A 14,099-nucleotide genomic window follows, 5' to 3' on the forward strand; every position below is an offset into this window, starting at 1 on the left:
TAAACACATCAAATTATGAAACATATAAAATATTTAATTTTTGCTGTAACAGGATTTGTTTTCACCTCCTGTGATACAGATGAATTTTTAAATCCATTACCAGATACAGCTATTGTTGTCGAAAATTTTTATCAAACTGATGCAGACGTATTGGCTGGGATTATTGGAATTTATGATGCCATACAAGGTGTTAATGAAAATACAGACTCAAGTTACGAAAGATCTAATAGAGGTGTTCAAGTAGAATACCTTCTAACAGAACACCGTACAGATAATACTAGAGGTAAAACGTCTGAAGGTTCTAAGGCTGATTTTCATAGATACCTAATTGACGCCACCAACGCGCAATCAGAAGATTATTACCAGTCTATGTATCAGATCATTTTTAGAGCAAATGACATTATGAATTATATAGATGCTGCTAACGAATCTAATAGAGTAAAATATGTGGCTGAAGCTAAATTTTTAAGAGCTTATGCATACTTTAATTTAGTAAGACTATTTGGAGATGTGCCTTTAGTAACTTCGGTTGTAGGTCCAACAGAAAGTGGAGCACTGTTTACTAGAATTGCAAAAGAACAGATTTATGAACAAATTGTTTCAGATTTAGAAGACGCGAAAGATGCTTTAGATAATACTTATAAATCTAGAGCGTCAAAAGCAGCCGCACAAGGATTGTTAGCAAAAGTGTATTTAACGCAAGGTGTTAATTATGGTGTCGCTGCACAATTATGTGCAGATATTAAGAATAGTGGTTTCGCTTTACAAGATGATTTTTCTGATGTGTTTTACAATGAATTAAACGATGAAATTATTTTTGCTATTCAGTATGAGTTTGGAAACGCTAATGAAAGTCAAGCTTTTTCTGCTGAATTTACATCTTTTAACCGTCAAGGTAGAGAAGATGGTCTAAACTTAGTTGAAGATAATTTAATAGCAGATTTTGCTGTGTACGGAGGAAACAGAACAGCAGCTTCTTATGCTTCTTTTGGTGTTGGTACTAACATAACTAATGAAGTTATTAAGTTTTTACCTGACGGAACAGATCTTAATGCAGTTCCTGAACCAACTTATGGTCCTAGTGCTCAACAAGCAGGTAATGATTGGATTATCTTACGTTATTCTGATGTATTGTTAATGCATGCTGAAGCAATTTTAGCTGGTGGTGCTCAAACAAATAGTAGTGCAGCAATAGATTCTTACATGGAAGTAAGAGTAAGAGCTGGATTTGATGCCGTAACAGACCGTCCTTCAATACTGACTAAAGAGGCATTACTTGTAGAAAGACGTGTAGAATTAGCTTTTGAAAATCAACGTTTCTTTGATTTAGTAAGATTTGGAATTGCTAATGATGTCATTGGAAATTATGCTACATCTCAAGGATTTAATGACTATGATGCTAGACAATTATTATTGCCAATACCATCAAGAGAAATTAATTTAAGTGGTACTCCTCCTCTTTTAGGACAAAACCCAGGATATTAAAAACTAAATTTTTAAAGACATGAAAAATAAAATAAATATTTTTAGTAAAGTAACAATGTTGTTCCTATGCTTTATTACAGCTGTTGCTTTTAATAGTTGTGAAAGTGCTTATGAGTTCGATTTGCCAGAGTCTGGTTCACAAGCAGATACGGTTTTGCCAACAGCAGACTTTTCGTATATTCCAGATCCGGTTAATTTTAATACAATTCAATTCACAGATCTTTCGTTTCAATCTATAAATTATTTATGGGACTTTGGAGGCGGAGATACCACAACTGAAAGAGATCCTGTGTATACATTTCCTGCTGTAGAAGGTACTTATCCAGTAACGTTAACTGCTAGTGATGCCAACGGTGCTTCAGATACTGTGACTATAGATGTTGTTGTGGTAGATGTATTTGTAGCTGTTACACCTGAAATTTTAAATGGAGATTTTCAAGACGGAACAAATGATTGGAAATTCGATAGCTTCACTGGTGGTAATACTAACCCGTTTAATTCTAGTAGTGATGGGTCTTGGCTAAATTACGATGGTTCAGATAACGGATCTAAAACAAAAGGGGCAAAATGGACAAGTAGTACTTCTGCAGGAGCTTATTTAAGTTCTAATACGAGATACGCTTACCAAGCAATAACAGTATCTAATGTGGATGGATCAGGGTCGCCAGTTAACTATATTTTAGAGTATGAATATGCTATAAAAGATGACGGTACTCAAGCTCCAGGAGATAATAGAATTATTGGTGGAATCATAGATGGTCACTTTACTGATGGTGCAGATGCAATTGCGAGTTTCGATGCGGCTCCATTAGCGATGTTTGTAGGAGATGAAGATCTTGGAAAAACAGTGTTTACAACAGTACAGATTCCGTTTACGGCCAATGCAACTGGTGAGGTTTCTATACTAATTTATGGAGTAACAGATGTTGATGCTTATGTTGACAACGTGAAGGTATATCCAGCCGATTAATTTTAATATCACTATGAAAAATTTCCGAAAAAATTTATTAGTTTTTTTACTGATGGCATTTGTATCTATTAACGTTACTTCTCAAAACACGGAAAGTAACGTTACAGAGTCGGATAAAAAAATTGAAAATAAAAAGAGCAAGAAGAGTAAAAAGAAGAAAGGGAAAAAGAAAAAGTAAAACTCCCAAAAATAGATCTTAGTCATTGGAAAGTAACATTACCAGTGGCAAATGAAAAGGGGAGACCTTATGAAATAGACCCACCAGAGATTTTAGATTTTGCTAATAACGAGATTGCAAAACCTTATATGTACATAGATTCCACTAAAGGAGCCATTGTGTTTCGTGCAATGCCTACGGACTCTAAGACCAAGAATACAAAATATACAAGGTCAGAGTTAAGAGAGCAATTGGTGCCAGGCGAAAATAATGTCAACTGGACGTTTAAGCAAGGTGGTAACATGAAAGGAAAGTTGCAAATGGAGGATGTTACTAGAGATTCAGATGGCAAATACCATCGTGTCATCATCATGCAAATCCATGGAAGGTTAACCAATGAGCAACGTGATTTAATAGGTGAGGATGATAACAATGCTCCACCGATACTTAAAATTTATTGGGATAAAGGTAAAATAAGAGTAAAATCTAAAGTTTTAAAAAACCTAAATGCTTCAGATACCGAAATATTACATGAAGATGCTTGGGATGATGATGATGGTTTTAATTTTGAACAAGAAGTTGGATTTAAAAAATTCACTTTAGAAGTTCAAGTTACAGATGGGAAAATGTTAATTATTTTAAATAATACTGAATTTAAATCTTATGAAAGTATTCACATTAAGAAATGGGGAGTATTTGAAAACTATTTTAAAGCAGGAAATTATTTCCAATCTAGAGATGAAGGAGCCTTTGCTAAAGTAAATTTTTATGAGTTAGAAGTGAGCCATTAAAAAGATGTATTTGAGTTAGTCGCTTATTGAATTCTACTGTTGTTTAGTTGTATAAGTAGGATTCTTTGAGCGCTAATAAATAGTCCTATTTATGTTCCGCTTTTATTATTATTTACATAACTTTAGCCCTTGTAATCTGGTTAACCAATTTATAAGTTTTTAAATATGAAATTAAAAATATTAGCAAAAGTAGATAGTCTCGATACACAAAAGTCCATAATTTCTAAAATAGGTGAGCTTATAAATTTTAAAAATCTTGAACCTGGTGATAAGTTGCCTTCAGAAAGAATGTTATCTGAAAAATTTGAGGTATCACGAAGCAGTGTTAGAGAAGCGATTCAAAAACTTGAATTATATGGTCTACTCGATTCAATTCCACAAAGTGGAACATTTGTAGCTAATATTGGTGTCATTGCGATGAATGGTATGATTGAGGATATTCTTAGGTTAGAGGATCCAGATTTTAAATCTCTAGTTGAGACCAGAATCTTATTAGAACTAAAAACAGTTCGCTTAGCGTCACTTAGGAGAACAGAGGAAGATTTAGAGAAGATAAAAGAAGCTTTAGATGCATATTCGGAAAAGGTATTAAGAGGTGAAGACGCTGTGCAAGAAGATTTGTTATTTCACCTAGCTATAGCAAGAGCTAGTGGAAATAGTATAATGAATAATTTTATGTTAATAATTACGCCTGAAATCATAACTAATTTTGAAAAGTACCATGTGTGCGATAAGAAATTAGCTAACCTAAGTATTTCAGAGCACCAGGATATTTTTGAAGCCATTAAAAAGCAAGATCCTATGTTAGCAAAACAAAAAATGAAAGATCACTTTACTGTGTTGTATCAGTATTGTTATAATATTAAAAAGTCAACTTAATTCAAAATAAATGAAAAAAGCGGGTAAAAAATTAAAAGGATTGAGATGGTGGATAGTTGCATTAATTGCTATTGCGACTATCATTAATTATATTGATCGTACGTCATTAAGTGTGCTTTGGCCAGAAATTGCAAAAGATTTATATCCAGGACACACAGCAGACGAGACAAAAGAAATATATGCCTTAATTTCAATCATATTTGTTTTTTCTTATGCTTTTGGACAAGCCATATTTGGAAAAATTTTCGATTGGGTTGGTACCCGAATGGGATTTGTACTCTCAATTGGTGTTTGGTCTATTGCTACAGCATTACATGCTTTTGCAAATGGTATTTTAAGTTTCGGAATATTCCGTGCCATATTAGGTGTTTCTGAAGCCGGAAACTGGCCTGGTGCAACTAAAGGAAATGCAGAATGGTTTCCCACCAAGGAGCGCGCCCTTGCACAAGGAATTTTTAACTCTGGAGCGGCTATTGGAGGAATTGTTTCTATTCCATTAATCGCAACCTTATCAATATACTTTAATTGGAAAGCTATATTTATATTTATCGGTTTAGCAGGTTTACTTTGGTTGATACCTTGGTGGATTTTAGTAAAATCAGGTCCCAATGATCACCCATGGATTACAGATGAAGAGCGTGAATATATTTTAACTGGCCAAAAAAATGAAGATTTTGATGGTGATGGTGTAGAAGATCAAGAATATAACCCTAATACGGGAGAATTACTTGGCCATAAACAAAGTTGGGGTGTCATATTAGCTTCAGCAGCAATCGACCCAATTTGGTGGCTATTTGTTTTTTGGATACCAATTTATCTGAATGAAGTTTTTGCTATGGATGTAAAGTCAATGGCATTATACGGGTGGGTGCCTTATGCAGGTGCAATGGTAGGCGCTTATTACGGTGGAATTTTAGCTCGAAATAAGCTTAAAAAAGGCTGGAATGTTGATAAAACACGTAAAATGGTCATTACACTGGGGTGTTTCGTAATGCTACCAGCGTTATTAGCAATGGCAAACCCACTTGGTATTGAAACAGCTGTGATTAGCTTTTTGAATAATATTGGGGCTGTCGACATGACTATAACAGACATGCAAAACCCAGGTGCTACAACAGCTGTGGTATTAATGGCTATTATTTTATTTGGTTTTCAAACAGCTATTGGGAATGTTCAGACATTACCAAGTGATCTTTTTAGTGGAAAAACAGTAGGTTCTTTAGCAGGCTTTTCTGGTATGGCGGCTAAACTTACGGCTGCTGGTTTAACTTATTTAGTACCATGGTTAACCAGTGGTGGGAATTACACACCCGCTTTTATAATAGGTGCAACGTTATCACTATTAACGGTAGCTAGCGTGTGGTTATTTATCCCAAAAGTAAAACCAGTAATGAGAAAAGTATAACATAATTATATATATTAAATTAATAAAGATGAGTGAGAATAAAGGAAAAGTTGCTATAGTTACAGGAGCAACAGGAGGTATTGGTTTTGAAGTGGCAAAACGATTAGGTAAAGATGGATATACTGTATTTTTAAATGGTATTGATGATAATGCTGGTGCAGAAAGAATTAAAGAACTTGCTGCAGATGGAATCATTGCAGAGTATTACGGATTTGATGTTACAAAAGAAGAAGAAGTAACAGCAAACATCAAAAAAATTGGTGATAAATACGGCAGAATAGACGTACTAGTAAATAATGCTGGTGGTTTAGGTGGTAGATCTCGTTTTGAAGAAATGACAACTGAGTTTTACAGAAATGTAATGGCACTTAACCTTGATTCAGTTTTCTTTGCGTCGAGAGCAGCGATACCTTATTTGAAAAAAGGGGATCATCCTTCTATAATTAACTATACATCTAATGCAGGATGGACTGCAGGTGGACCCGGAGCTGGTATCTACGGAACATCTAAAGCTGGTGTTCATGCAATTACGAGAGCCTTAGCAAAAGATTTAGCGGAATACGGAATTAGAGTAAATGCTGTATCTCCAGGTACAATTGATACACCATTCCACGCACAAATTAAAGCTACTAAACCAGAAGTTTTTGCTTCTTGGGCTAACAATATTATGTTAGGAAGATTAGGTCAGCCAGAAGATGTAGCAGGTGTTGTGTCTTTCTTAGCGAGTAAAGATGCTTCATTTATAACAGCTGAAACTATCCAAATTGGTGGTGGACAAGCTTTAGGTATCTAATATTTAAGTTAAAATTGGATTATATTAATTATGCGTTATTGTAGAGATACAATGACGCATTTTTTATATGGAAGAATCTCTAACAATTAATTCAGCTTTTAATATTATTTTATTTAAGCTCTGTTTTAATTCTAGTTCATCAACCCGTTTAAGGAATGTTTCAGCAGCGAGACGCCCAATATCTTTACTATGTTGTTCTATACTAGATATTGAAGGGGTCACTAACGATGTAAAAGGTTCGTTTCCAAAACCAATTAATCGAATAGCTTCTGGCACATTAATCTTGTTTTCATTTAAAACTTGTAGAGCTCCTAAGGCGGCATAATCACTGGCGACATAGACGGCATCTGGTCTATTTTTCAATTGGAGTAGTTTTTCCATTTCTAGTCTACCATCTTCAAGCGTAAGAGAGCTTTCAGTAATAAGGCTGTCATCAAAAGGAAGGTTGTTTTTCCTTAAAGCATCCACATAACCTTTAATTCGGTTATTAAAAATACGCGTTCGTCTATAACCACCAATATGTGCAATCCGTTTACATCCTTTTTCAACTAAATGTTCAACAATCATATGACTACTATCATAATCATTTATCCCAACATAATCCACATTCAAGTCATTTTCACCGCGATCAAAAAGTATTAATGGAATCCCTTTTGATTTTATTTTTCGTAATGAGACAAATCAACGGTTTCATTAGCCATAGAAGCAATAATGCCATCAACTTGAGTGAATAATAAAGTATCTATATTTTTACATTCCTTTTCAAAAGACTCATTAGATTGTGTGATGATGATGTTGTAACCAGCCTTATTAAGTACAGCTTCCATATGTTCTAAAACAGATGAAAAGAAATTACTATTGGTTCTCGGTACAATAACGCCTACCAAATTACTTTTTCCTTTTCGTAAGGCGCTGGCCAAATGATTAGGTTGGTAATCCAATTCTTTAGCAATACGCTTAACTGCTTCTTTTGTTTTATCACTAATGCGAGAATCATCGTGCATGGCTTTAGAAACAGCAGCAGGTGAGATGTTTAAGGCGTTGGCAATGTCTTTTAAGGTAGTTCTTTTTTTATTCGTCAAGTTTTTATATATTTGCTTAATCGATTAAGCAAATATAATAGTTTAACCATAAGAATCAAAGCTTGTACGTTTTGATTTATTTTTAAGTGCATTGGTTAATCGATTAAGCAAAATAATTTTATAACTAAATAAACAAATATTCAGAATGAAAAAAGTAGTCACTTTTGGAGAAATTATGCTAAGATTAGCACCTCAAGGTTTTTTAAGATTTTCACAAGCAAATAATTTTGATGCCATCTACGGTGGTGGAGAATCTAACGTTGCTGTTTCTTTAGCAAACTATGGTGTACCTGTTGATTTTGTAACACGTTTGCCAAAGAATGATATTGGAGAATGTGCGATGATGGAAATGCGTAAAAGAGGAGTTGGTGTAGATAAAATTATTTATGGTGGAGACCGTTTGGGTATTTATTTCTTAGAAACGGGAGCGGTAAGTAGAGGTTCTAAAGTTGTATATGATAGAGCACATTCTGCAATTTCTGAAATTACACCAGGAATGATAGATTGGAAATCTGTTTTTAAAGATGTGGCTTGGTTTCATTGGACAGGTATTACACCTGCAATTTCTCAAGGTGCAGCTGATGCATGTTTAGAAGCTGTAAAAGTAGCTAGTGAAATGGGAGTGATGATCTCTACAGATTTAAACTACAGAGCTAAGCTTTGGACGTTCTGTGACGAAGCACACAGAGAAAAAATAATGACTGAATTAACGTCATATTGTGATGTTGTTTTAGGAAACGAAGAAGATGCAGAAAAGCACTTTAATATTAAGCCAGAAGGTTTAGATATCACAACGCAAGGACACGATGTAAAAGCAGAAGCGTTCTTATCTGTTTGTAAGCAAATGATGGAGAAATTCCCAAGAGCTAAAAAGGTAATTACAACATTAAGAGGTTCTATTTCAGCGTCTCATAATACATGGGCTGGTGTGTTATACGATGGTAAAAAAATGTATGAAACGCGTCAATACCAAATCACAGATATCGTTGATCGTGTTGGTGGTGGTGATTCATTTATGGGTGGCTTAATCTACGGATTATTAAAATATCCTGAAGATGATCAAAACGCATTAGACTTTGCTGTTGCAGCATCTTGTTTAAAACACACTATTAAAGGTGATGCGAATTTAGTAACTGTTTCTGAAGTTGAAAAACTAATGGGTGGTGATGCATCTGGTCGTGTTGCAAGATAAATTTAAGACGCTTTAAAATTGTGAAAAAATCGATAGCAATCATTTGTGGAGGCGGTCCGGCTCCAGGGATTAATACAGTGATAAGCACATTAGCCAAAACGTTTATGAAAGATGGTTATGAGGTTATTGGTGTGCATCATGGCTATAAAGGTTTATTGTCGGACGATCCTGAGGTGAAGATTTTTGATTTTCATCATGCAGATCGTATTTTTAGTCGCGGTGGTTCTACGCTTATTATGAGTAGATTTAAGCCTAAAGACATTGATTTTAAAGCGGATTTTTTCAAGAATAATAATGTAAAATTATTGGTAACTATTGGTGGTGACGATACAGCGTCTACTGCCAATAGATTAACCAAATATCTCAATACTCAAGATTTAGAAGTGGCTCATATTCATGTGCCTAAAACCATAGATAACGATTTACCGCTGCCAGATCGGAATCCGACGTTTGGATTTCATACGGCTAAAGATGAAGGTGTTCGAATTGGGAATACAGTTTATGAAGATGCCAGAACTAGTGAAAACTGGTTTGTTATGTCAGCAATGGGACGTTCAGCAGGGCATTTAGCATTTGGTATTGCTTCAGCATGTCATTTTCAAATGATGATTATTCCTGAAATGTTTAATAAAACCAATATCACGTTCGATAAGTTAATTAATATGATTATCTCATCCATTGTGAAATGTAAGATTGAAGGTATTGAATATGGTGTAGCATTAGTAAGTGAGGGTGTTTTTCACTTTATGGATGAAGATGAAATTATCAATTCAGGCATTAATTTCACGTATGACGATCATGGTCATCCAGAATTAGGAAATGTAAGTAAGTCTCATATTTTTAATTATTTGTTACAAGTTAGATTGAAAGAAATTGGCTTGGACATAAAATCGAGACCCGTAGAATTAGGTTACGAATTACGATGTTGTAATCCAATTGCATTCGATTTAACATTGTGTACCTTATTAGGTATTGGAGTTAAGAAATTATTCGATCAAGGGATTACGGGTTGTATTGTTAGTGCAAATTCAAGTGGAGATATTAGGCCGTTGTTTTTAAAAGATTTTGAAGATGAAAACGGTAAAATTCCACCAAGATTAGTCGATATCAATTCAGATATGGCGCAACTGTTTATCAATAATCTATTCTTCATTAAAGAAAAAGATTATGACAAAGCGAAAGCGTATGTTTTAAACCCTGAAGCTTACGATTTCAAAAAAATATTAAATTGGAACTAGAATAAGTTAACAGTAATCAGTGGCCGTTAGCAGTAAAAAAATAACGAAAACAACATTTAAACAATAATATATATGGCAAAATATACACGAATAGAAGTCGCAAATGTTATGAAACAAACCGGAATGGTTCCATTGTTTTATAATCCGGATTTAGAAATTAGTAAAAAAGTAATCAAAGCAACCTACGATGGTGGTGCACGTTTACTAGAGTTTACAGCAAGAGGTGATTTTGCTCACGAAGTTTTTGGCGAGCTTAACAAATGGGTTCTTAAAGAATTACCAGGAATGATTATGGGAGTTGGTTCTGTTACAGATGCAGCATCTGCCTCTCGTTTTATGGCACTTGGTGCTAACTTTATTGTAACTCCTGTTTTAAGAGAAGATATTGCAATCGTTTGTAACAGACGTAAAGTCGCTTGGTCACCAGGATGTGGAACATTAACTGAAATTTGTAGAGCCGAAGAACTCGGTTGTGAGGTTGTGAAATTATTTCCAGGAGATATTTACGGTCCTGCATTTGTTAAAGCTATTAAAGGGCCTCAGCCTTGGACAAGCGTTATGCCAACAGGTGGTGTTGCTCCAACTAAAGAAAATTTAGAAGGCTGGTTTAAAGCCGGTGTAACTTGTGTTGGTATGGGTTCTCAATTAATAGCAAAAGGTGCCGATGGCAATTATGATTTAGCTAAAATTGAATCTGATACTAGAAATGCATTAAGTATAATTAGCGCTCTAAAATCATAACTATTGAAATCGTCAGCTGTAACTATAAAAGAACTTTCATTTTTATCAGGATATTCAATATCTACAGTTTCTAAAGCTTTAAATAATAAGCATGAGATAAGTAAAGGCACACGAGAAACAATTAAAACTATTGCAAAACAGCATAATTATGTTCCAAATAATTATGCTGTTTCACTTAGAATGCAGAAAACAGGTTCTATCGCGGTGATAGTGCCAGAAGTAACTAAGGCTTGTTATAGTCATTCACTTTGTCATTTACAAAAGTCTGCAGAAAGCTTTGGCTATAGAATTCTATTTTACCAATCCTTTTATTCTAATACAAAAGAGTTAAAGTGTATAAAAAGTCTTAGTGATGGTTCTATAGATGGAATTATAGTAGTGTCTTCAGAAAATAAAGAAAACGGACAATACGTAAATGATTCATTTCCTGTTGAATTACTCCATGTCAATAGTAGTCAGTCTGTTGAAGAAATTAATAACCTGTCATACACTAGTTTAATAAATGTTTTAAAAGGGTAATTCAAGTTTTAAAGAATTACTCAATTATACATTTTAAGATTTTAATTATTCTCTTTGATTTTATTAAATTGATATAATATAGGCCTTTCGATAATGCTGAAACATCTAAAGTATTATTGTTAAGTGGGCTTAATGTCTGTATCTCTTTGCCAGAACTGTCATACACTTTAATACTATCATAATCCTCTGCTTCTATATTTTTGAAAGTAATAAAATCTTTGGTCGGGTTAGGAAATAATAGTACTTCGTCGTTTTGTAATTCAATATCTGAAACAGATAAAGGATCTATTTCTTCAATGCTAAAATTATTAAATAGGACGGCTTCATCTTGCAAATCATCACTATTAATTAGACTTCTATAAATCCCCCATTTTGGTCTTGCAAAAGCAGCACCATCTTGCCACATGTCTATAGAATCATTAGTATAGTTTAAAATTAATAAATCATCAGAAACACGATTAATACTTATAGAATAACGGCCTTCATTTCCATAAGTAATGCGTTCAGTAACTTCTACCCAATGCCCTCTAAATAAATCTAAATTTGCGGTTTGAATAGTCGTTTGATTGGTGGTTGGAGTATATCTCAATTCTATACGATCAGGAGTGGCTTTTCTTGCTGTAAGCGTTATCATTGGAATAGATTCATAAGGACCACCAACAGATTTAATTTGATGCAAATGCGTAAAGTTTGGTGACACCTTAAAATCACTAGGTAATTTAAACTTCCACTTATATTCAACGATTTCACCCTCTATCGCTATGAGATGATCTGGTGATTGATCATAGGTCTTTATTTCTGTTCGTTGTCTATCAAAATTTTGACAGCGATCATTATCTGGTATTTTGTGTGCTATAAATCGAAAAACAGTAGTGTTTAATTCGGTATCAAATAGCTCGTCAATGTGCCTTCCAAATTCCGTGTGATTGCAATCTGGGACTTCAATAACATTATATCCCGGAGCTAAAACGGCGTTTATTTCTTCATAGGTATTTCCGGGCTCATTCGCATTTAGTGTAACCTGGGCAATGGTGGTTTGACTAAAAAGACAGGCTATTAATCCCACAAATAATCTTCTTTCCATAATTGAGTTTTACATTGATAAATTAAATTGGTTAACCAATATAAGGTTAATTTAAAGTTCTTTTATTGTAAATAATATATATGTTAAGATATTGCTCATTTTAAGGTGTAAACGCTTGTTATTTTTGATTATCATATAAAAATGTTTAATTTTTTATCAAATTAATTACGAAAACGTTATAGCATGTGTTTTTTTTATTATATTTGGTAAACCAGATTGGTAAACCAGTCTAATAATCTAATAATTAAACTATTAAAACTACAATTATGAATAAAGCATTACTCTTATTATGTCTAATGACATCTTTCTCTATTTTGGCACAGGATCCTGTGGTACAAAATGATGCATTTGCTGAAATCCCAAAGGAACCTGATACAAGTGATTGTTCTTGTTCTCACTGGATAAATAAAGATTTAGGTGATCAGGGGGAGACTTCAGCCTCAGGTCTAACCTCTCCTAATAGTGCTGTTAAATTTGATGATTTCGAATCTGATTTAATTTATCAAGAAGTAGAGGTATTAGCCAATACCAATTATAAATTAACTTACGCAGTTAGATTTAATGATGGTGCAGACCCTGACGTTACACCAAGTTCTATTGAAATGCGTATTTTAAAAGGTTCTGGTTATGAATCTGGTTATACGCCTGTTTATTATACAGATGCGACTATTAAGCCAACTTCAGGTTTTGGGTACACAGATATTACAGTTGCAGAACTTGCAGCGAATAATATTGCAATTGATACACAAGTACATCCAGGTAACTCTGATTACCTTGTTTATGAATTTGAGTTTAATAGCGGTTCAGAAACAAGTATTGCTATAATGGGTAGAGGTATTGGAAGGCCTAATACACCACCTGCTGATGCTAGTGATTCTAGACCTTGGTTATGGTCTTCAGGTGAGGATGAGATTAGAATTGATTACTTAACCGTAATAAATCAAGATGCTTTATCTATACAAGAGTTCTCTGCTGCTCATTTAAAAGTTTATCCAAATCCAACTAAGTCAAATATTACTATTATATCATCAAATCAATCTCAAATAGATTCTGTTGAGCTATATAATATTTTAGGTTCTAGATTAAAAACGTATTCTAGCTTAGTTGATAGTACTATCAATCTTTCAGAGATGTCTTCAGGTATTTATTTACTCAAAGTAAACTCTGGCAATAATACAGTAATAAAACGTATTGTAATTGAGTAATTTATAGTCTAATTAATCTTAAAAGGGCAACTTAAAACCATATAAGTTGCTCTTTTCTTTTACCATAAATTCTGATGTAGTAATTAAGCAATTATTAGATATGGACTTGTTCATCAGAACGTGAATTTATATGTAAATTGCTGATTCGAAACCATTAAATAGTCCACATTTTTTTAAATAACGTTGATTTTGAAAGAGGCCATAAAATACATGATAATTAGTGCGCTGGCATTTACATTTATGAATGCTTTTGTGAAGTCTTTAGACCATTTTAGTGTCTATCAAATTGTTTTTTTTAGATCTATTGGATCCTTGTTTTTTACGATGCCATTTTTATTGAAAAATAAAATTTCCCTACTAGGAAATAAAAAAGGATTATTGATAATGCGAAGTATCTTCGGACTCATTTCAATGACATTATTCTTTTTATCTATAAAATATATTGCCATGGGAACAGCGGTATCAATACGATATATAGGTCCAATCTTTGCCGCATTCTTTGCCTTGCTATTCTTAAAAGAAAAATAAAGCCGATACAATGGTTATTTTTTCTGATTG

Annotated in this window: 14 protein-coding genes and 1 pseudogene; 12 read left to right on the forward strand and 3 right to left on the reverse strand. The window is 33.7% G+C overall.

The window, feature by feature from the left end:
• Window positions 1-15: 15 nt before the first annotated feature.
• The 6 genes and pseudogenes from ADIWIN_RS18515 to ADIWIN_RS18540 all read left to right on the forward strand — a co-directional run bounded on the left by ADIWIN_RS18515 (window position 16) and on the right by ADIWIN_RS18540 (window position 6,480).
• Entirely contained in the window at window positions 16-1,485 is a 1,470-nt protein-coding gene (locus ADIWIN_RS18515; protein WP_020898051.1) for a RagB/SusD family nutrient uptake outer membrane protein, read from the forward strand.
• Window positions 1,486-1,504: 19 nt separating this feature from the next.
• Window positions 1,505-2,455 carry a PKD domain-containing protein gene (locus ADIWIN_RS19800; protein ID WP_020898052.1) on the forward strand — a complete coding sequence of 317 codons (951 nt, stop codon included), beginning with the start codon at window positions 1,505-1,507 and terminating at the stop codon, window positions 2,453-2,455.
• Between the two features lie 13 nt (window positions 2,456-2,468).
• A pseudogene (locus ADIWIN_RS18525) lies at window positions 2,469-3,403 on the forward strand (polysaccharide lyase family 7 protein).
• Between the two features lie 165 nt (window positions 3,404-3,568).
• On the forward strand, window positions 3,569-4,282 hold the full coding sequence (locus tag ADIWIN_RS18530) for a FadR/GntR family transcriptional regulator (protein WP_020898055.1): 714 nt from the start codon (window positions 3,569-3,571) through the stop codon (window positions 4,280-4,282).
• A gap of 10 nt (window positions 4,283-4,292) precedes the next feature.
• Window positions 4,293-5,687, forward strand: a complete 1,395-nt coding sequence (locus tag ADIWIN_RS18535) for an MFS transporter (RefSeq protein ID WP_020898056.1) — start codon at window positions 4,293-4,295, stop codon at window positions 5,685-5,687.
• Between the two features lie 28 nt (window positions 5,688-5,715).
• Window positions 5,716-6,480: an SDR family NAD(P)-dependent oxidoreductase gene (locus ADIWIN_RS18540; RefSeq protein ID WP_020898057.1), complete on the forward strand. Its 765-nt coding sequence runs from the start codon at window positions 5,716-5,718 to the stop codon at window positions 6,478-6,480.
• A 63-nt stretch (window positions 6,481-6,543) separates the two neighbouring features.
• Here the strand turns inward: ADIWIN_RS18540 and ADIWIN_RS22370 are convergent, their stop codons facing one another.
• Together ADIWIN_RS22370 and ADIWIN_RS22375 are read right to left on the reverse strand one after the other, a co-directional pair.
• Window positions 6,544-7,092, reverse strand: coding sequence for a LacI family DNA-binding transcriptional regulator (locus ADIWIN_RS22370; RefSeq protein ID WP_020898058.1), 549 nt, complete (start codon window positions 7,090-7,092; stop codon window positions 6,544-6,546).
• A gap of 47 nt (window positions 7,093-7,139) precedes the next feature.
• Window positions 7,140-7,562 (reverse strand): LacI family DNA-binding transcriptional regulator, encoded by a 423-nt coding sequence (locus ADIWIN_RS22375; protein WP_020898059.1) that lies wholly within the window; start codon window positions 7,560-7,562, stop codon window positions 7,140-7,142.
• A 145-nt stretch (window positions 7,563-7,707) separates the two neighbouring features.
• Here ADIWIN_RS22375 and ADIWIN_RS18550 point away from each other — a divergent pair, with 145 nt between their 5' ends.
• The 4 genes from ADIWIN_RS18550 (at window position 7,708) to ADIWIN_RS18565 (ending at window position 11,252) form a co-directional block, all read left to right on the forward strand.
• Window positions 7,708-8,754: a sugar kinase gene (locus tag ADIWIN_RS18550; RefSeq protein ID WP_020898060.1), complete on the forward strand. Its 1,047-nt coding sequence runs from the start codon at window positions 7,708-7,710 to the stop codon at window positions 8,752-8,754.
• A 20-nt stretch (window positions 8,755-8,774) separates the two neighbouring features.
• The gene (locus ADIWIN_RS18555) at window positions 8,775-9,992 is read left to right on the forward strand and encodes a 6-phosphofructokinase (RefSeq protein ID WP_020898061.1); all 1,218 of its coding nucleotides are present in this window, start codon (window positions 8,775-8,777) and stop codon (window positions 9,990-9,992) included.
• 72 nt (window positions 9,993-10,064) lie between these two features.
• Window positions 10,065-10,733, forward strand: a complete 669-nt coding sequence (locus ADIWIN_RS18560) for a bifunctional 4-hydroxy-2-oxoglutarate aldolase/2-dehydro-3-deoxy-phosphogluconate aldolase (protein WP_020898062.1) — start codon at window positions 10,065-10,067, stop codon at window positions 10,731-10,733.
• A gap of 3 nt (window positions 10,734-10,736) precedes the next feature.
• A complete protein-coding gene (locus ADIWIN_RS18565) occupies window positions 10,737-11,252 on the forward strand; it encodes a LacI family DNA-binding transcriptional regulator (protein WP_020898063.1) in 516 nt (171 codons plus the stop codon).
• Between the two features lie 16 nt (window positions 11,253-11,268).
• Here the strand turns inward: ADIWIN_RS18565 and ADIWIN_RS18570 are convergent, their stop codons facing one another.
• Window positions 11,269-12,336 (reverse strand): T9SS type A sorting domain-containing protein, encoded by a 1,068-nt coding sequence (locus ADIWIN_RS18570; RefSeq protein ID WP_020898064.1) that lies wholly within the window; start codon window positions 12,334-12,336, stop codon window positions 11,269-11,271.
• A gap of 266 nt (window positions 12,337-12,602) precedes the next feature.
• Between ADIWIN_RS18570 and ADIWIN_RS18575 the strand changes: the two genes are divergently transcribed.
• Together ADIWIN_RS18575 and ADIWIN_RS22025 are read left to right on the forward strand one after the other, a co-directional pair.
• Complete coding sequence (locus ADIWIN_RS18575; protein ID WP_020898065.1) at window positions 12,603-13,541, forward strand: T9SS type A sorting domain-containing protein; 939 nt, start codon at window positions 12,603-12,605, stop codon at window positions 13,539-13,541.
• Window positions 13,542-13,730: 189 nt separating this feature from the next.
• Window positions 13,731-14,069 carry an EamA family transporter gene (locus tag ADIWIN_RS22025; RefSeq protein ID WP_316929664.1) on the forward strand — a complete coding sequence of 113 codons (339 nt, stop codon included), beginning with the start codon at window positions 13,731-13,733 and terminating at the stop codon, window positions 14,067-14,069.
• Window positions 14,070-14,099 lie beyond the last annotated feature (30 nt).

Origin of the sequence: Winogradskyella psychrotolerans RS-3, from assembly GCF_000427335.1 — a bacterium.
GTDB lineage: Bacteria > Bacteroidota > Bacteroidia > Flavobacteriales > Flavobacteriaceae > Winogradskyella > Winogradskyella psychrotolerans.